Genomic DNA, 19,737 nt, shown 5'->3' with positions numbered 1-19,737 from the left:
GGTTATCGGCTTCTATTTATAATATCAACCTCTAAAAACCTTTCACCCGTTCAGTTTCCTTTTCAAATATTGTATAATTCATAAGTTACGTCCTATTTATTTCTTATGCAGGAGATTTTATGCAAGACAAACCTAAAGGTTCGGAGATCCGACAGGATTTCATCGACTTCTTTTTAGAGCACAGCCACACCTTCGTCCCCTCTTCATCACTCGTTCCGGGTGGTGATTCAACCCTGCTGTTCACCAATGCCGGCATGGTCCAGTTCAAGGACGTTTTCCTCGGCACTGACCAGCGCCCCTACACCCGTGCTGTCAATTCGCAGAAATGTCTACGGGTCTCCGGCAAGCACAACGATCTCGATGAAGTGGGCCGAGACAACACCCACCACACCTTCTTTGAGATGTTGGGTAACTGGTCCTTTGGTGATTACTACAAGAAAGAAGCGATCTCCTGGGCCTGGCAGTTACTGACGGAAGTCTGGCAACTGCCGAAAGACCGACTTTGGGCCACCTTCTTCAAAGATGAACTGGATCAGATCCCGGAAGACCGGGAAGCCGCCGATATCTGGCTGACTCAAGCCGGCTTTGACCCCGCTCACCTCCTGCCATTTGGACGTAAGGATAACTTTTGGGAAATGGCCGAAACCGGCCCCTGCGGCCCTGACAGCGAGATCCACTATGACCGCGGCCCTGAATTCTGCAATATGAAGGACGTCCCTGGTCATGTCTGCGGCGTTAATGGCGACTGCGAACGATACCTGGAGATTTGGAACAACGTCTTCATCCAATATAACCGGCTTTCTCCCACCGAATTGGTGACCCTGGAGAAAAAGCACGTGGATACCGGGATGGGCTTCGAGCGGATCGTCTCGATCCTTCAGGACGCGTCCTCCAACTATAAAACCGACCTCTTCCTGCCGCTGATCGCCCGTGTGCAGGAGCTGACCGGGCACAGCGACGCAGAACGCGAGGCCAACCTGACCCCCTACCGCGTGATCGCCGATCATGCCCGCGCCACCACCTTCCTGATTGCCGACGGTGTGGTCCCCGGCAATGTTGGGCGAAACTATGTCTGCCGGATGCTTGTGCGGCGAGCTGCCCGCTTTGGCATGAAACTGGACCTGAATGAGCCCTTCATGGCCAAGGTCGCCCAGGTGGTGATTGATGAATATGGCAATTTCTATCCCGAGCTGCAGCGCAATGCCGCCACGATCCTGGATAACCTCACCCGTGAGGAAAAGCAATTCCAGAAGACCGTCCGGGCTGGCCTGGAACATCTGGATGAACTGCTGGCAGAACTAAAAGCCAGGAACGAAACCGTTCTGGATGGCGGTGTGGCCTTTGACCTCTATGCCACCCTCGGCCTGCCCCTCGAGATCACCAAAGATATCGCCAATGAACAAGGGCTGGATGTCGATACTAAAGGGTTCCAGGAAGCAATGGAAGCCCACCGCTTAGCCTCAGGCGCTGGGAAAGAATTCGGCGAGATGGGCGGAGTAGACGTGGAAGTCTACACTGATCTGCTTGCCAGCCTGATCCAGGCCGGGAAATTAACCGATACCGGTGTGGCTTATGATCCCTACCATGAATTTGTGGGTCCGGTCGAACTTCTGGGTCTGATCCGAGATGGACAGCCCGTCACCACTGTCGAAGTTGGCGACGAAGTAGACGTCCTGCTCCCCAAGACCGGCTTCTACATTGAATCCGGCGGTCAGGTTTCCGACACCGGTCGGATCGCCGACGCCGACGGCAAAGACTGGGCGATAGAGATCACCGGCATGCGTAAACCCGCAGCGGGCGTGATCGTCCATCAGGGCAAGGTCATGGCCGGGACGCCTAAAGTTGGCGACAGTGCATTGGCCGAGGTGGATCGGGAACGGCGGCGCGAGATCATGCGCAACCACACCGCTACCCACTTGCTCCATGCCGCCCTCCACCAGGTCATCGGTGATCATGCCCAACAAGCCGGCTCACTGGTCGCGCCAGACCGGCTGCGTTTTGACTTCAATCATCCCCAACCGATGACCCGCGAGGAACTCCTCGAAGTGGAAGCCATCGTCAACCGGGAGGTTTTGGCAAACCACCCACTGAACATCGTGGAAAAACCCCTCCAGGAAGCGATCAATGAAGGTGCGATGGCCCTCTTTGGTGAAAAATACGGCGCAACCGTTCGTACAATCACCATTGGTGATGAAAAACGTGTCTCCTACGAACTTTGCGGCGGTACTCACGTGGACGAGACGGGCGATATCGGCCTGTTCCTGATCACCTATGAAGGCAGTATCGCTGCCGGCGTACGCCGGATCGAAGCCGTCACCGGATGGCGGGCTTACCAACTTGCCCGGCAGCGGATGAATCAGGTATACGATATGAGTATGTACTATGGCGTTTCTCAATCTGACATTTTTAAAGCTGCACAAAGTTCAACTGATGCTAGGGTTGTCGCTGAAAAGGAAGTTGAAAAACTGCGGACACAGTTGGTGGCCGGTGCCTTTGACGAACAACTCAATAACGCCGAAGAGATCAGCGGCATCCCCGTGCTCAGAGCCATCCTGCCCAATGCGGATATGGACGCCCTGCGTGAGATGTCCGACAAATTCCGGCAGAAGTATCCTTCCGGCGTGGTCGTGCTGGCTTCGGATCTGGACAACAAGCCCATTCTGATCACAGCCGTCACCGATGACCTGGTCAAGCGGGGCCTGCATGCCGGCAAGCTTATCCAGCTAGTCGCCAAAGTGGTTGGCGGCGGGGGCGGTGGCCGCCCCAATATGGCCCAGGCCGGGGGCAAGGATGCCAGCAAGCTCTCTGAGGCGCTGGATCAGGTTCCTGGCTACATCAAAGAAAACTTTAAATAGGCCCTGTCAATTCAAACATTTTAAGGTGAGCACAGCCAAATGCTCACCTTTATTCAGCATCTATAGTTAAAATCAATCTATGAGTAAAACCACACCACTGCGCCAGCAATATCTTGATATCAAAAAAAACTATCCCAACGCGATCGTCTTTTTCCGCCTAGGTGATTTTTACGAGACCTTTGACGAGGATGCCAAGACAGCCTCGCGGGAATTGGATATTGTACTGACCTCACGCCCCGTATCCAAGGGCATGCGGGTCCCTATGGCGGGTATTCCCCACCATGCGGTCGATAATTACCTCTCCCGCCTGATCGATAAGGGTTACCATGTCGCCATCTGCGAACAGGTCGGCGCTGTGCCCGATAAGGGGCTTGTGGATCGGGAAGTGGTCCGAGTGGTGACCCCGGGGACGGTGGTTGAACCGGCCCTGCTTCAGCATCATCAAAACAACTATCTGGCCTCGGTCTATTTCCATGAGAACCGCGCCGGCTTGGCCTATGTCGATATCTCCACCGGTGAGTTTGCCACGACGGAACTGGAAGGGCAGGAATTACTGCACCAGATCCGCTCCGAGCTGCACCGCCTCCAGCCAACTGAAATCCTCTGGCCGGATACCCTCCCCCAACCTGAAAACCTACCCGGCTTCCTGACCACCTATGAAACCTGGCATTTCGAACTTGGTCACTGCACCGAGAACCTCAAATCCCATTTTCAGGTCGCCACATTGGATGGCTATGGCCTGCGGGGTAAGCCAATGGCCATCCGGGCCGCCGGGGCAATCCTCTCCTATCTGGAAGACACCCAGCGCCAGGCCCTCAAATTGCTCACCGACCTCAGCACCTACACCCTGGATGAATTCATGGTGCTGGACGCTGAAACCCGGCGCAACCTGGAACTGACCGAGACCATTCGCAGCGGCAAAGTCCAGGGCTCTTTGTTGGGCATTCTGGATCTAACCAAAACCCCGATGGGCGGCCGCTTAATCCACCACTGGGTCAGCAAACCCCTATTAGATGTGGAACAGATTGAAAAACGTCTGGATGCCGTCAGCGCTTTCCACCAGAATGGCCTGCTGCGGGCAGAAATTCGGGAAGCCCTGAGTGAGATTGACGACCTCGAGCGTCTCACCAATCGAGTGCTCTCCGGTCACGCCATTCCGCGCGACCTGGTTGCAATGCGGGAGAACCTGCGCCGTCTGCCCAAGATCCGCTCGCTCTTCCCCGAAGATGGGCCAGCGCTGAACGCTACCTTCCGAAAAATCCACCTCTGCGTGGACCAGCTGGCCTTACTGGAAGCCGCTATTGAGGACGAACCCCCTGCAACTCTCGCCAATATCGGCATTATCCGCCCCGGTTTCTCAACTGAACTGGATCAAATCCTCGATTCCTCTCGCCATGCGCGGGATTGGATTGGCTCACTGGAAAAAAATGAAAAAGCCCGCACTGGAATCAAAACCCTCAAGGTGGGCTATAACAAGGTCTTTGGCTATTACATTGAAGTCACACATTCGAACACCTCTCAGGTTCCCGATGAATATGTTCGCAAGCAGACCCTGGTCAACGCCGAACGCTATATCACCCCCGAATTGAAGGAATATGAGACCCTGGTGCTCAATGCCGAGGATCAAATCCATCAAGTCGAAGCTCAGGTTTTCGCCCAGGTCTGCGGTGAGCTGGCTGAAGGTACCCATGACCTGCTGGAAACCGCCCGCGGTATCGCCGAACTGGATGTATTCCTTTCTCTGGCGGAGACCGCTGCGATCAATGACTATCACCGGCCGGAAATCGTTGCTGAACGTTGTATGGAGATCACCGATGGACGACATCCCGTGGTTGAAAAGCTGCGAGCTTCCGAGCGCTTCATCCCCAACGACACCACCTATGACCCTGAAGAGATCGTCCGGATCATCACCGGGCCTAATATGAGCGGTAAATCAACTTTCCTGCGCCAGGTAGCCCTGATCGTGTTGATGGCACAGATGGGATCCTTCGTACCGGCAGAAAAAGCCCGGATCGGCTTGGTGGATCGAATTTTCACCCGGATTGGCGCACAGGACGAGATCCACGCCGGACAGTCCACCTTCATGGTCGAGATGATTGAAGCCGCCAACATCCTGCATAACGCCACCTCACGCAGTCTGCTCATCCTGGATGAGATCGGGCGCGGCACAAGCACATATGACGGTGTCTCAATTGCCTGGGCGATGATCGAATATATTCACAGTCACCCGGACCTGAAAGCCACCACTCTCTTTGCCACCCACTACCATGAGCTCACCCAACTGGCAGACCTCCTGCCGGGCGTGCGCAACTATAACGTGGCTGTCTCCGAAGCGGATGGCAAGGTCGTCTTCCTCCACAAGATCATCCCCGGGAGCGCGGATCGCTCTTACGGCATCCATGTCGCCCAGATCGCTGGGCTTCCCCGTCCGGTCATCCAACGGGCGAACGAGATCCTCCAGCAGCTGGAGAAGACCTCCGGCAGCACCCTGGAGCAAAACCCGACCTCCCGTCAGCAGCTGGCCCTCTTCCCTGAAAACAACCCACTCCTGGAAGCTATCGAAGAATTGGATATCAACAGCCTGACCCCCATCGAGGCCTTGAACCTGCTGTATGAATGGAAGCGGCGCTACCTGAAAGATGACGTCAAATAACACATCCCCCTTTCAATCAGATAGCCGCTACTCTAAACCTCTCAGTTGGTGAGGTTACTCTCGTACTGACTCGAGTGAAGCGCTGATTCATCCCAGCAACTGCAAATAACCCGGCAGAATTTTCTCGGAGATTTCCTTAGATGCCTTACGCGCGTCAATGGGGATATTCTTCTCAAGCCACCAAGCGGTAATTCCAGTAAAGCCACTGACATAGAAACAGATAATTAGCTCGGAAGAAGAATCCGCCTGGAAATGAAGAGAGGCCGCCATCGGCTTAAAAAGTAACTCAGATAACATCGCCTGAAAAAGGTCTTTAAAATAGGGATCACCCTTATTGCTCAAAACACTTCGGTAAAAGGCGCGATGCTTCTCCAAATGGATAAAAACAATCTCGACGTAATCCTTGAGATCTTCAGATTTCTGCGAGAATTCAGATTGGTCCCTGCAATAAATCGCCTGATGCAATTCGGCAAACAAATCCAATGCTAGTGCATCCATCAATTCATGAATACCGTGAAAATGTAAATAAAATGTAGTTCGATCCACTCCCGCCTCGGCGGTGATTTCTTTGATGGATAATTTCGAAAACGGCTTTTTTTCCACCAATCGCTTAAGCGCCTCGATTAATGCTCGCTGGGTTCGCAGAACTCTGGGGTCAATTCCGCTCTCAATCATCTACACATCTCTCTCCTATGTTGATTACACATCATTTCTTTTCAGAATGTCGAGTATTTATTGATCAACCCGAATTATAATCCGAATAATCAACACACTGTGGAATAAATTAATTGGAGGGCCATTTATGGAAACCTTTCTCAGCTATATATTTGCAGACCCCATCCCCTTACCCTGGCTGATTCAAGATACGATCGTGCTAATCCTCTCATTAGTCCTCGTTTATTTCATCATCCGCTACCAAAAGCGGCCCTTTATCACCATTCTGGAATTGGTAAGCTTCGTCTTCCTCTATGCCTCCATTTACGAGAACGCAGCCAGTGTGATCGGACTTTACAGCTTTGGACGGTCCTATCTCATGGTTGGATCCGTCCCTCTCACGGTGCCGCTCATTGAAGGGCTGATCCTTATCACCGGCTTCTGGCTGCTGGACAAGACCAATCTACCCAACTGGACCAAGCCTCCCATCATCGGCCTTTTTGGCATGTTGCAGGATTTTTCATTGGACCCACTCGCCATTCGTCAGGTCTTTGAAACCACCAGTGGCACCTCCGCCCGGTGGAATTGGTATATCCATTCAACGGACGCGAACATCCTAGACGTACCGGTATTCAACTTCCCCGGCTGGATGCTCATCATGTTCTATGCCTCGGTCTGCTTGCTGATTGGCCGTTCGTTGTACAAGAAATCCGGTGAAAAGCTGATTGTGGGTCTGGTGTATCCCGTTCTCGCAATGGTCATCTCCCTGCTATTGATGTTCAGCCCCCTCTCCACTTTCCTGCTTTGGCTGGAACCGTTCTACGCCAAAGGCGAGTTCATCGAATGGGTGTTACTAGCCTTCCACCTCATTTTCCCCTCCGTATTGTTATTGATCTTATGGAAAGCACAAAAAACAAAACCCTACACCTACCAGGACCTGCCTATCTTCCTGATCCCCTTTGTGCTGCACCTATCGGATATCACCTTCACTATCCTGGGTGGATTCACTGAGATCCTCTGGATCGTGATTCTCGCCAGCATGGTCCATCTGGCCCTTTTGGCAACATTCTGGTTATTCGGTAAAAAGAAGCCGAAACCCGTGTAAGAAATTCTTAATCACGAGGAAGAAGCGCTAGCATTCTTATTCCTCAATAATTTCAACATTCTTCACTACCAAATGGGTAAAGTCATTCAGCCCCCAAAAGACCCAATTATGATGATCGGGCTCATAAAAAAGCGTTGAAAAAGCCGTATTCCTAAACCGAAAATGGGTACCCTGCCCGTTTGCTTGCGGTGTGATCCCCAGGATAACGTGGAGGGCCTGATTCAGGATACCCCCATGCGAGACTACAAGGTAACGAGCCGGTGGCATTTGCAGGATGCTCTGGATGGCGCGTCCAGCCCGTAAGTAGAGCGCAAAATCCCCTTCGCCGGTTTCGGCAATATTGTCATAGGGCGTAAAAAAGTCCGGCCTGGGGAATTGTTCATCAGCATCTTCACGTTTCATCCCGCCCAATTTGCCGTTATCGCGTTCCATCCAATCCGGATCAAACTGCAAAGGGACATTCAATCCCTCTGCCACCATCTCGGCTGTCTCTTTAGCGCGTTTGAGGGGGCTGGCAATCACCTGGTCAAATATTGAGCCATCCGCCTGCCAGCGAGCGACTACCCGCCGCACCTGATTCTTCCCCCGTGGGGTTAATGGAAAGTCATATTGCCCCTGATAATACCCCTCCGCATTACCCACCGATTCACCATGCCGTAATAATGTAATTTTGTAAATATCCATGTCCGTTCCAGTTAATTTTTGATCCGCGTCGGTTGTCAGTGGAGCGTGTTACTCAGAAAGCCAGGTCTTGGCACCTCGCAGGAAAGCTTCTCCGGTGACTCGACTCTTCCCTGCTAACTGTACTTCTTCCAGGACCAGCAACCCATCACCCGTTCCCCAGGCGGGCCTATCCTCAACAACATAACGTCTCCCCGGAACAGCTTGCTCATCCGGCAGGGCATAAGCGCGATGGATTTTCAGGTAACGATCCTCAAATTTATGAAAGGTCCCTGGCCAGGGGTTGTAAGCCCTAACTTTTCGGGCCAGCAGTTCAGCCGGTTGAGCAAGGTCCAGTTCACCATCCGCTTTTTCTATTTTTGGCGCATAGGTTGCCAAGGACTCATCTTGTGCCTCAGGCTTAATCTCACCAGCCAGGTATCCAGGTAGAGTCTCGACCAGCAAAACTGCTCCCAATTCTGCTAATTCATCAAATAACTCACCCGCCGTCTGGTCAGCCGGAATATCCACAGCGCGTTGCGAGAGGATTGGGCCGGTATCCAGTCCTTTCCCCATTTGCATAATCGTCACGCCGCTGACATCGTCATTCAGGACGGCTGCCTGCACCGGTGACGCCCCCCGCCAACGCGGCAACAAGGAAGCATGCACATTCACACAGCCAAAAGGCGGTAAAGTCAGGACATTTTCCCGCAGGATCTGGCCGAACGCTGCCACAACAATCACATCCGGCTGCCAGTCGGCCAACTGCGCCAAGGTCTCCGGTGATTTCAGGGTCTTCGGCTGTATAATGGGCAAACCGAGTTCTTCTGCCAGGACCTTAACATCCGGGGGTCGCATCTCCCGGCCCCTTCCAGCAGGTCGGTCCGGTTGCGTGACCACGCCAACAATATTGAAGGACTCATTTAATGCCCTGAGCGTGGGCAGAGCAAAATCGGGTGAGCCCATAAAAACAATTCGCGGTTTCATATGGAATTATTTTAACACATCGTAAATTCGGAAAACTCCATTTGATTTTCGAATCCGAATTGTTTATGATTGAGGTTAACCACTACTATGTGAATCATTCTAGTCAAACAAAAACCATAATCGTAATAGGAGATAAACATGACTGAAAATAATTTTGTTGACCCCAACATCAGCAGTGATGATAAGACCTGGGCGCTGCTCTCATATCTATTCACTCCCCTAATCCCAATCATTCTCCTGCTTATGGAAGACAAGAAAAGTCGTCCTTACTTAAAATCCCATTACCCACAGGCCTTGGCTTGGGGTATTGTTATGATTGTGATCAATGTCATTCCAATCATTGGTCAATTGGCCTGGGCGGTCGCATTCATAATGAATATTATCTGGGGCATCAAAGCCTATAATGGTGAACAGGTTGAAATCCCCGTGATCACCGATTTCGTTAAGAAACAGGGCTGGGCCTAAATCTACTCTGGTTTGCAACATTCGCCTGCTCTCTTCCCCGAGAGCAGGTTTTTTCTTGCAACTTTTAAAGCACACCCCCGTATATCATATTAGAAAGTGCAATCGAATAAATAATAAACTTTCTTTTATAATGAAAGGAACGAATATGCCCGCAAAGAAAGATAAAGAACCTGAAGAAATCAAAGCTGAAAACGTCGAAGAGGTTATTCCCAATCCTTCTCCAAAGTCTAAGGCGTCGGATCCCGAACCCGAAGCAAGTCAGCCGGAAGCCCAAGAACAACCCTCATCTCAGCTAATCACCTTGGAGTCAGATTCCGACACAAGCTCTGAAGAGCGGACCTGGGCAATGCTGGCGCATTTGAGCGTCCTGCTAAACCTGGTCACCGGCTTCCTGGGTGGTATTGCCGCCATCATCATCTACTTCGTTTATAAGGACCGGTCCCGTTTCGTGGCCTACCACGCCATGCAGTCCTTTATCTTCCAGGCGATCACCTGGCTGGGTGCCGGGTTGGTTTCCGGTATTCTGATCTCGATCGGTGCCGGGTTTGGTTTCCTGATCATTCCGCTGCTCTGCCTTATCCCTGGTTTCCTGATCCTGCTGTTGATCCCAATTTCTCTGATCTACGGTGTCATCGGCGGTGTAAAAGTTACCAACGGCGAAGATTTCCGCTATTGGCTGATCGGTGACTGGGTACGCAACATCCTCGAACCCCCAACAAATAAGGCCTAAAGTAAATCAAACCGCTCCTAATGGAGCGGTTTTTTGCTGTGATAAAATCAGTGAGAAAACAATAACCTCGGTGCATTCGAAGGCGATGGATATCAATGGATAAAATCAAAGTATTTGGCACCACCTGGTGCGGCACATCCCGTAGAGTTGTCAGAACCCTGGATGAGCACAATATTGACTATGAGTGGATTGACATTGACCAGGACCCGGAAGGCGAAAAACTCGTCATCGAAACCAATAACGGATTCCGCAGCGTCCCCACTTTGTTTTTCCCCGATGGCACCATCCTCGTAGAACCCCGCAATCAGGCGCTGCTCGATAAACTAAATTCGCTTAACTGATTTTCTCTATTACATAAGAACCGCTTATTCCTAAGCGGTTCTTATTTTTTTTAAATTGACTCCATCCTCAGGCTTTTTCACCATCATTAACAAACCCGCGTCCAACCAAGAACACAACCAGGCCGACGACCAAACCCACCGCAATTGAAAGCATCGAAACAGCCAGACGATGCTGTTTTTCATAAATGGTTGATCCCTCAAGGCGGTTCCGCAAGGTCCCAATAAACTGATCATTGGGAGCAATGGGTGCCAGTTTGGTTCTCAGCGTTTGTTCGATTTTATTCAGTTGATTTTCAGCAGCCAATCCTTCAGCCATTAACAAATCCTCCCCTCAATCCTTTCATTGCGGTTAGTCCACATCCTCAACCATCAGCTCACGAAGTTCCAACAAGGTCCGATGATAGAGACTTTTAATTGCACCTTCACTTTTGCGCATGATCTGCCCAATTTCAGCGTTTGAAAGTTGATCCACAAACTTTAAAATGAGCAGTTCCTGCCGGTTAGGGGCCAAATCCCGAATTCGGGAGAGCAGCGCATCCACTTCCTGGCTTTGGACCACCCGGGTTTCGGGATGCAGATTACTCTTTGGCAGGATCTGCCCTGGTAAATTATCCAGCGAGATTTCCTGTTTTCTGGAGCGATCCCGGTGGTAATTCGCTACCAGGTTATGGGCGATCCGATAGAGCCAGGCGGAAAAGGGCAATCCCATGTGCTTATAGCCCTTGATATGGCTCATCGCCTTAAAAAACACCTTGCCCGTCAGGTCCTCAGCATCTCCAGCGCTGCCCGTGCGATAGTATATATAGTTATAAATGCGATCAACATAGCGACGGTACAATTCACCGAATGCGGCTGTATCCCTTTTCGCTCGATCAATCAGCGCTTTTTCTTCTTGTTTTTCGTCCAATGGATCAACCTTTTATCCATCTGTAGTGATTAACAATAAAAATGCGAATAAGTTCTTCTCAACAGAATATTATCATACTCGATTTTCGTCGCCACCCCAATTAGGGGGCAGGGAAGATAATTTATGGGCTTCAATGGAATTTAGACTATCCTCCGGTAGGCCTATTCGAGGCCCCACTCTAGGAGTGAAGTACACCTGACACTTAATAACCTGAGATTGCTTCGTTTTGCTCGCAATGACAAAAGGTAGAAAATAATCAATCGTTAGATCTGAAGTGATTGGTAAAAAACATAGCGAGTGACTACCTTCTTTGTCATTGCGATGGAGCCGAAGGCGGAAGAAGCAATCTCTAAAAATTAAATTTTATGACACTTACTGTTCCAAGGATGCACTCGTCATCACCAGACGTCCCCCAATGCTCCGCACCGGCATCGCAAAACCGAAATGGTTGACCTGCACGCTCAACTGGAAATCTTCTTGGAGAAGATAGCCCAAAGAACCGCTGATAAATTCTCGACCGACGGTGGATGTCGCCACCCGCGCCAGGTATGGCGTAGGTTCGGGATCATCCCCCTGCACCAGAGCCTGAATATATTCAGCACAAGCCAAATCCTCATCTCCATCACGGCCCTCTGAGGTACCGGTAATCACAAATGAGATGGTCGCTGCCTGCCGTTCAAGCAGCTTCTGCGCTGTCGCCTTGGCAACCACAAATGAAGCCGCAAAAAGGGCTTTGGCTTGAATAGCCCGGACCAACCCCTGAGTGCCGGCACTTGTCCGCTGGATCAGTACCTTGTCAGTTAAATCTAATCCTCTTAATGCGCCGGGCGAATTGCTCAGGTCAAAAGGCTCAGGCTTATAGCCATTCACCTCACCCATCACAAGCGCGCCAGGGATTTCCCTTTTTAACGCCAGGGCTTCATCCACCGTTGAGACGGGCAATATCCAGCTGGTTCCCTGTTCAAATGCAAAGGCTGCGGTCGTAAATGCTCTCAGCACATCAATGACCACAACATCACCCTGCACTTGATCCGATTCTGCTAATGTAAAGAAACGAAAGTCGCTCATAGCCTGCTTCCCAATTTCCAAATAATTGTAGTTTCCTTGCTAAACTTTCCCTATTAATCCATCATTGGAAAACTATTGTATAATTCCTGTGGTTTTTAACCATCACCATTATAAAAGACAATCACAGGAGAGGGATTCAAACATCATGCAAGACGGGACTTTTAATTTCAAAACACATGACGGGTTAACAATGCTGGGACGTGTCTGGCAGACAACGGGTACACCGAAAGGCATTGTCAATCTGGTGCACGGCCTGGGTGAACATACCGGCCGTTATGCTCATATCGCTGAAGCGCTGACCAAAGTTGGCTATAACCTCATCGGATTCGATCTGCGGGGCCACGGCCTTTCAGAAGGTAAACGCGGTCACACGCCCGATTATGATTACATTATGAATGATGTCGAGCTCTTCCTGGATAAATCCAATGAGTTCTTTGGCAGCGATCACCCCCATTTTCTCTATGGGCACAGCCTGGGCGGCACCATTGTTTTGAATTATGCCCTGCGCCGCAAGCCGGCATTAAAAGGCGTGATTGCGACAGATCCCGCCCTCCGGCTCTCATTTGAGCCGCCCAAGTTCAAACTTGTGATGGGCAAGATCATGGCAGACCTGATGCCATCCTTCTCAATGAACAATGCTCTGGACGTGAACGCTCTCTCCCGAGACGCCGCCATCGTCAAAGCCTATCAGGATGATGTCCTGGTTCACGACCGGCTCTCCGCTAAACTCGTGATGGAACTATTCAACAGTGGTAAATACGCCATGGACCACGCAGATGAGTGGACCCTGCCCCTTTTACTCATGCACGGCAGCGAAGATCGGATTTCATCCTGCAAAGCCAGCGAGGAATTTGCCGATAACGCAAACACCAGGGTAACCTTCAAAGCATGGGAAGGTTATTATCATGAGATCCACAACGATGTTGGCAAAGAAGATGTCATCACGCTCATGATCAATTGGCTCAACGACCAGGTTTTATAGCAGGCCCTCTCCTGCCTTGACCGTCTCTGTCAGCAGGAATAAAATTAGATTAGATAAATAGAACATCCAAGACTTCACCTATCTCTTTGTAAGGAGAGACTGAATGCCCGAATTTCAACACAAAAAAGACCTGGAGTCACTCGATCCAGGCCTTTTTACGTTAATTAATTTAGAAGAAGAACGCCAAACTCGTCGGTTGATCATGATCCCTAGCGAAAGCATTGCCCCGCTGGCAGTGCGGCAAGCCTTGGGTTCCTCCTTCACCAACATCTATGCTGAGGGCTATCCCCGGCCTGAGACCTTAGGTTTCACCGAAGAAGAGATCTTCGACTATACGAAGATGCTTGGTACCTACCGTCGCTATGCCGATCCACGCTACTATAAAGGTGTGGAGTATGTTGATGTGGTCGAAGCGCTGGCCCGTCGCCGCTGTGCCGAAGCTTTCGCTGCCAATGGCGTCTCAGCCGACCAAATTTATCCCAACGTCCAGCCGCTCTCCGGTGCGCCAGCCAATAACGCGGTTTACACCGCATTCCTCCAGCCAGGTGACACCATCCTCGGTATGAGCCTGCTGGTGGGCGGACACCTCTCCCACGGTTCCTCTGTAAACCGCTCCGGGATCTGGTATAACGCCCAGCATTACACTGTGGATCCGGAAACTGAACTGCTCAACTACGATATGATCCTGGCCAAAGCCGAAGAGGTCCAGCCCAAGATCATTGTGGCCGGATATTCCAGCTATCCCTACATCCCGGATTGGAAGAAGTTCCGCGAGATCGCGGATAAAGTCGGCGCCATCCTGATGACCGACATCTCCCATATTGCGGGGTTGATCGCAGCCGGGCAAGTACCCTCACCGGTTGGCTATGCCCAGGTGATCACCTTCACCACGCATAAAACCCTGCTTGGCCCTCGTGGCGCCGTCATTCTCACTGACAGCCCCGCCTATGCCAAGAAGATCGACAAAGCCGTCTTCCCCGGCGAACAAGGCGGCCCACACATCAATGCGATGGCTGCCATGGCGGTCACTTTCAAGATCGCTCAATCGAAAGCCTTCAAGGAATTGCAGGAGCAGATCATCAAGAATGCCAAAGCCTTCGCCAATCAATTAATGGCTCGCGGTTTGCGTGTGCCCTATAACGGCACGGACAGCCACATGGCCCTGCTCGATACCAAATCCATCAACGCGGGCCCCAATGTTTACCTTTCCGGTGATATGGGCGCTCGCATTCTGGATGTGGCCGGCATTGTTGCCAACCGTAACACTATCCCCGGTGACCGCTCCGCATTTTCTGCCACAGGCATCCGCTTTGGTTCGCCCTGGCTTACCCAGCGGGGCTTCAAAGAAGCGGAGTTCCGTCAGGTGGCCGACATCATCGCAGACCTGTTTGCCGGGATTACCCCTTACAACATGCCTGGGGGCGGAAAAGCTCAGCGACGGGCCAAAGTGGACTTCAAGGTTCTGGAAGATGCCAAACTCAAAGTGGCAGCGCTGGCAGAAAAGGCCGATAATGTCACCCAGACACCCGCTGCCCACGGCTACCCCCATTTCTTCGCAATCAGCGATGACCAGGAAACAACCTGGGCGTCTTTCAAGTTGTCTGGCGATCAAATCCGCCATTTTGTGACCTATGCCTTCGCCAGTGATGTTGAAGCCTTACAACCTGACGAGACCCAACCCACAACACTGCACACCACCTATGGTGAGGTTGAGGGCTTCCTGCTCTGCCAGGATCCCTTCACTTTTGTTCTGACGGTGCCGGGTAATAAAGCCGGCCTGGCGAGTGCCTGGCTGCGGGACCTCTCCGACGCCTACACCAAATTCGATTCCGACCTGGTGATGCGCCTGCCCGGGCCGATGGCAATCGAAGACACCGAACCCATCGAGATTGATGGCTCATTAGGCAAACCAGTCCCCGGCAACAAGCCTTATTACATCGGGGTTCCAGAGACAACCCAAACCGGCGAACCGCTGCCCAAATTCAACTGGCAGCCCACCGAAGAAGGCACACCCCTCACCACCCCGCTCAACGCCACTCACCGGGCACTGGGCGCAAAGATGGTGCCTTTTGCCGGATGGGATATGCCCGTTTGGTATTCCTCTGTAGTAGAAGAACACCTGGCCGTTCGTCAGGCAGCCGGACTCTTCGATGTCACCCACATGGGCGTCTATCAGGCTGAAGGTCCTAATGCCGCCCTCTTCCTCGATTCCGTCTGCGCTAATGATATTGGCGGTCTTGAAGTCGGCGAATCCTGCTACACCCATTTCCTGGATACGGACGCCAACGTACTGGATGACCTGCTGGTCTATCGCCGTGGCATCGAAAAATTCTTGGTGGTGGTCAACGCCGCCAACGATGACAAGGATTGGGCCTGGCTGAATGCCGTACGTGAAGGGAAAGTCCTAGTGGATCCTGCCCATCCCACAGCTGTCGCATTTGGCCGCAATGTCACCTTGAAGAACCTGCGTGATCCCCAATCAGGCAAAGAGATGCGCCTGGATGTCGCTCTGCAAGGCCCAAAATCGCGTGACATCATGTTGGCTATGGAAGTCAGCCCGGAAGACCGGATCGCTATCATGAGCCTCAAATGGGCTCAGCTTTGCGAAGCTACACTCGATGGCATTCCGCTGGTCATCTCCCGCACTGGTTATACCGGTGAGCGGATGGGTTTTGAACTTTTCGTTCACCCCGACCAGACCGTCAAGCTCTGGAACGCCCTCCTGAAGGCCGGGGAAGCCTTCGGCATCAAGCCCTGCGGCCTTGGCGCTCGGGATTCGCTGCGTACAGAAGCCGGATTACCGCTCTATGGGCATGAGATGGGCGGCCAGCTCAATTTAGGCGTCGGCCAGGCAGGTTTTGGCAGGTTCGTTAAAACCTACAAGCCCTGGTTCATCGGGCGTCAGGCATTTCTTAATCAGGAATCTGATCGGAACGGGATTGTGGTCCGCTTCCGGTTTGATGAAAAACGAACCCGGATGGCCCATCTTGGCGATCCGGTATTGGATGACCGTGGTAAAGTGATCGGTACCATAACCAGCTGTGCAGTTGACTCTGATGGCTCTCTCACCGGCCAGGCTTATGTCTCAGAGAAATATGCAGCCGAAGGCACCGGCATCTTAATTTACCAGGGTTCACCTGACAAAGCTGGCAAAGCGCCAGCCAACCTATCCATCGGCGACCGGGTGACCTTACCCGCCCGGGCAACCGTTATTAGCAGATTTCCTAAATAAGGAGAGAATAATCTATGCACACCCTATGGGACGAAAGATATGCCCTAAGAACGGATAATATGGGCAGCTCAGCTATCCGCGAACTGCTGAAGCTCACATCACAGCCTGATGTGATCTCCTTCGCGGGTGGAATGCCAGCACCTGAAGTCTTCCCAATTGAAGGTTTCAAGGAAGCATGCGAAGTGGTCTTGTCTGAAATGGGCGATCGAGCCCTGCAGTATGGCACCACTGAAGGCTATCAGCCCTTGCGGGAATTGATTGCCCACAATGCTTCAAAGTATGGCATTCAAATCTCAGCAGACAACGTCCTGATTACAGCTGGTTCTCAACAAGCGCTCGATCTTCTCGGGAGAATCTTTATCAATCGAGGCGACCGGGTCCTGGTGGAGTCACCCACCTATTTAGGTGCCATCCAGGCCTGGAACGCTTATGGCGTCAAGTATGTCACCATCCCCTCAGATGATAACGGGATGAACACAGACCTGCTTGAGTCACGGTTACGGACCGGTATCAAGTTCATCTATGTCCTGCCCAACTTCCAGAACCCGACTGGCGTGACCCTCTCACGAGAACGCCGTAAGACTCTGGTGGAAATGGCCGATGCCTACGGCGTCCCGATTGTTGAGGACGATCCCTATGGCCAGCTGCGTTATGAAGGCGAGCACCAGACCCCCGTCGTTGTCATTGACGACGAGATGCGTGCCAAGGAAGTGCCGATCTACAGCGGTAACGTGATCTACACGTCAACTTTCTCCAAGATTCTGGCCCCCGGTCTGCGTTTAGCCTGGGTGGTTGCACCCACTGAGGTCATCAAGAAACTGGTTCAGGCCAAACAGGGCTGTGACCTGCATACCGCCACCTTCAACCAATATATCGCTTACCAAATAGCGAGTTCTCCCGGCATGAAACAGCATATCCAGCTGATCCGCAAAGTCTATAAAGAGCGTCGGGATACGATGCTGCAGGCGCTTAACGACAATATGCCAGAGAATGTCCATTGGACTTACCCCAAAGGCGGCTTGTTCCTCTGGATGACTCTTCCTGAGGGTACAGATTCAAGCAAGATTTTTAAAGAAGCCGTAGCCCAGAAGGTTGCCTTTGTCCCGGGCGGCTCCTTCCACCCCCTCGGCGGCGGTGAGAACACCATGCGCCTGAACTTCTCCAATTCCAAGCCGGATATGATCGAAGAAGGGATCAAACGGCTGGCAAATGTGATCAAGAAACATCTTTAAGCCAACATTGGATTAACTAAACAATTAAACCCCCGCAAGCATAAATGCGGGGGTTTTTGCTATCCAGGATCGAGAATTTAATAATCGATGGACTTGCCGTGATGCCAGATCTTGAAATCCGTGAGGATAGAGCCACCCAGAAATTCTCTTAAAATCGAATTATCGGGGATGAGCTCCTGGCTGGTTGGCAGGAACCATTGCAGGAATTTGAATAATCGCTTGGCTTCAATATATTCCGGTGTGCCATAGGGCACCTGGCGCAGCAAAGGCTCCACCAGCGGTTTCAACGCCGTCAATTCATAAGCAAGCGCTGAATTGAACATCACGTCAGCATTTTCCTGATAGGGGAAGATATGCCGTTTCTCGCCACGCCGAACGTTCTCCCAATTTGCGATGGTTTGTTGAGCGGTATATCCCCGGTCGCGCGCATCCCGCAGGATACGGCGCAACTCACGGGTGTCCGTTGTCGAAATTCGGTTTTGGCGGTCAAGGTTCAACTGGGTCAGGCAGGAAACATAAATTCGGTAAGTCTCTTCAGGAGGAATATCTCCCAGAAGCTTTGGATTCAGTCCGTGAATACCCTCTAAAATGATCATTTGACCGGGTTCCAATTGGACTTCGTCACCAGGCTCGTTTCGTCCTTCCCGGAAGTTGTAGTGCCTAAGCTGCACCTTCTCGCCGCGGACCAATCGCTCCACATGTTCTTGCAGGAGTTCAAGGTTCAGAGCTTCGATGTTTTCAAAGTCATAATTACCATTTTCATCCAATGGCGTATCGGCGCGATCCACAAAGTAATTATCCATTTCCAATGCGAAAGGAGAAATACCTTCCGAAAGTAATTGGATAGACAGCCGCTTAGAGAACGTGGTCTTGCCGGAAGAACTCGGCCCGGCAATCAAAATCACATTGACCTTATTTCGACGCTCTTTGATCGTGGTCGCAATTCTGGAGATCTGTTGGGCATGGAGCGCCTCAGAAACCAAAATCACCTCATTGATCCGCCCCTCACTAATGGCATCATCCAAAGCACCAACACTCTGAATCCCCAATGTCTCCAGCCATTCCCCATACTGTCGGAAAGTGACCAGCAAAGTGGGGTAACTTGGCATCGGTGAAAGTTTGTCAGGGGCATGCCTGCGGGGGAAGCGCAGAACAAAGCCCGCACCAACCCGTTTGAGGTCAAACAGCTTGAGGTAACCCGTGGAGGGCACCATATAGCCGTGATGATAGTCGCGCTGGCCGCGCAAGGAATAGAGTACCAGATCATTCCCCTGGCGGTAGTTCAACAGCCGCAATTTATCCTCCTGGCCATGATCTCGGAAGAATTTACGCGCCTCTTCCAAACTAACCTTATTCCGCACTAAGGATTCATTGGCTTCAACGATTTCATACATCTTTGCTTCAAGCAGCTCAAGAGATTCCGCCGAGAAGGGTTCCTGCTCCGGCACATGACAGTAATATGCGCCAGAAGACACCGAATGGTCAATGGTGAGTGACCACTTGGGGAAAAGCTCCATGAAAGCCACTTCCAACAGGAAGGTCAACGATCGCCGGTAAATGCGAGCCCCATCCGGGTCCGACATATCCACCGGAGTAACCTCGGCATCCATGCAAATCGGGAAGGTCAGCTCTCGTAGATCATGGTTGACAATCGCGCCCACAATTTGCGGCTTTTGAGGGTCTTGGTAAGCCCGCATAAAATCACCAAGGGGTGTATTCCGCGGGCCTTCCAAAACCGTGCCGTCTTTCAGGACAATTTCAACAGTGTCCCGTAAATGTTCTTTTAATTTAATATTCGATCCCATAGAAATGTCTTTCCAATATCGCCTGGCGATACCTTTTTGGTGAGTTCCCTATTTTACCTCG

At 51.7% G+C, this 19,737-nt stretch carries 16 protein-coding genes; 9 read left to right on the top strand and 7 right to left on the bottom strand.

All coding sequences use genetic code 11. The features are described 5' to 3' along the window. The first annotated feature begins 119 nt into the window (after positions 1 to 119). The gene (gene alaS, locus JR338_01955) at positions 120 to 2,855 is read left to right on the top strand and encodes an alanine--tRNA ligase (protein ID QRN83542.1); all 2,736 of its coding nucleotides are present in this window, start codon (positions 120 to 122) and stop codon (positions 2,853 to 2,855) included. A 79-nt stretch (positions 2,856 to 2,934) separates the two neighbouring features. Continuing rightward, positions 2,935 to 5,508, top strand: coding sequence for a DNA mismatch repair protein MutS (mutS, locus tag JR338_01950; GenBank protein QRN83541.1), 2,574 nt, complete (start codon positions 2,935 to 2,937; stop codon positions 5,506 to 5,508). Positions 5,509 to 5,595: 87 nt separating this feature from the next. Here the strand turns inward: mutS and JR338_01945 are convergent, their stop codons facing one another. Continuing rightward, positions 5,596 to 6,183 carry a TetR/AcrR family transcriptional regulator C-terminal domain-containing protein gene (locus tag JR338_01945; GenBank protein QRN83540.1) on the bottom strand — a complete coding sequence of 196 codons (588 nt, stop codon included), beginning with the start codon at positions 6,181 to 6,183 and terminating at the stop codon, positions 5,596 to 5,598. 127 nt (positions 6,184 to 6,310) lie between these two features. Between JR338_01945 and JR338_01940 the strand changes: the two genes are divergently transcribed. Next, positions 6,311 to 7,267 (top strand): hypothetical protein, encoded by a 957-nt coding sequence (locus JR338_01940; protein QRN83539.1) that lies wholly within the window; start codon positions 6,311 to 6,313, stop codon positions 7,265 to 7,267. A 36-nt stretch (positions 7,268 to 7,303) separates the two neighbouring features. Here the strand turns inward: JR338_01940 and JR338_01935 are convergent, their stop codons facing one another. Then, a complete protein-coding gene (locus JR338_01935) occupies positions 7,304 to 7,951 on the bottom strand; it encodes a histidine phosphatase family protein (GenBank protein QRN83538.1) in 648 nt (215 codons plus the stop codon). Positions 7,952 to 7,999: 48 nt separating this feature from the next. Beyond that, entirely contained in the window at positions 8,000 to 8,914 is a 915-nt protein-coding gene (locus tag JR338_01930; protein ID QRN83537.1) for a methionyl-tRNA formyltransferase, read from the bottom strand. Between the two features lie 138 nt (positions 8,915 to 9,052). On the opposite strand from JR338_01930, the gene JR338_01925 reads away from it, so the two are divergent. From JR338_01925 to JR338_01915, 3 genes are all read left to right on the top strand, one after another. Next, positions 9,053 to 9,379, top strand: coding sequence for a DUF4870 domain-containing protein (locus JR338_01925; protein QRN83536.1), 327 nt, complete (start codon positions 9,053 to 9,055; stop codon positions 9,377 to 9,379). A 145-nt stretch (positions 9,380 to 9,524) separates the two neighbouring features. After that, positions 9,525 to 10,109 carry a DUF4870 domain-containing protein gene (locus JR338_01920; GenBank protein QRN83535.1) on the top strand — a complete coding sequence of 195 codons (585 nt, stop codon included), beginning with the start codon at positions 9,525 to 9,527 and terminating at the stop codon, positions 10,107 to 10,109. Between the two features lie 95 nt (positions 10,110 to 10,204). Continuing rightward, a complete protein-coding gene (locus JR338_01915; protein ID QRN83534.1) occupies positions 10,205 to 10,450 on the top strand; it encodes a glutathione S-transferase N-terminal domain-containing protein in 246 nt (81 codons plus the stop codon). 67 nt (positions 10,451 to 10,517) lie between these two features. Here the strand turns inward: JR338_01915 and JR338_01910 are convergent, their stop codons facing one another. From JR338_01910 to JR338_01900, 3 genes are all read right to left on the bottom strand, one after another. Then, positions 10,518 to 10,766 (bottom strand): hypothetical protein, encoded by a 249-nt coding sequence (locus JR338_01910; protein ID QRN83533.1) that lies wholly within the window; start codon positions 10,764 to 10,766, stop codon positions 10,518 to 10,520. Positions 10,767 to 10,799: 33 nt separating this feature from the next. Beyond that, on the bottom strand, positions 10,800 to 11,357 hold the full coding sequence (locus JR338_01905) for a sigma-70 family RNA polymerase sigma factor (GenBank protein QRN83532.1): 558 nt from the start codon (positions 11,355 to 11,357) through the stop codon (positions 10,800 to 10,802). A gap of 372 nt (positions 11,358 to 11,729) precedes the next feature. Continuing rightward, positions 11,730 to 12,425: a 2-phosphosulfolactate phosphatase gene (locus JR338_01900; GenBank protein ID QRN83531.1), complete on the bottom strand. Its 696-nt coding sequence runs from the start codon at positions 12,423 to 12,425 to the stop codon at positions 11,730 to 11,732. A gap of 145 nt (positions 12,426 to 12,570) precedes the next feature. On the opposite strand from JR338_01900, the gene JR338_01895 reads away from it, so the two are divergent. The 3 genes from JR338_01895 (at position 12,571) to JR338_01885 (ending at position 17,871) form a co-directional block, all read left to right on the top strand. Next, positions 12,571 to 13,407 (top strand): lysophospholipase, encoded by an 837-nt coding sequence (locus tag JR338_01895; GenBank protein ID QRN83530.1) that lies wholly within the window; start codon positions 12,571 to 12,573, stop codon positions 13,405 to 13,407. A gap of 103 nt (positions 13,408 to 13,510) precedes the next feature. Next, positions 13,511 to 16,639 carry a serine hydroxymethyltransferase gene (locus tag JR338_01890; GenBank protein QRN83529.1) on the top strand — a complete coding sequence of 1,043 codons (3,129 nt, stop codon included), beginning with the start codon at positions 13,511 to 13,513 and terminating at the stop codon, positions 16,637 to 16,639. Positions 16,640 to 16,653: 14 nt separating this feature from the next. Next, entirely contained in the window at positions 16,654 to 17,871 is a 1,218-nt protein-coding gene (locus JR338_01885; GenBank protein QRN83528.1) for a PLP-dependent aminotransferase family protein, read from the top strand. 77 nt (positions 17,872 to 17,948) lie between these two features. Here JR338_01885 and JR338_01880 read toward each other — a convergent pair whose 3' ends face one another. Then, positions 17,949 to 19,676, bottom strand: a complete 1,728-nt coding sequence (locus tag JR338_01880) for a nucleoside kinase (protein ID QRN83527.1) — start codon at positions 19,674 to 19,676, stop codon at positions 17,949 to 17,951. Positions 19,677 to 19,737 lie beyond the last annotated feature (61 nt).

Source organism: Chloroflexota bacterium (genome assembly GCA_016887485.1).
Taxonomy (GTDB): Bacteria; Chloroflexota; Anaerolineae; order Anaerolineales; family Anaerolineaceae; genus Brevifilum.
Note: the sequence above shows the minus strand (reverse complement) of the source record. Positions and strands in the feature narration are given on the sequence as shown.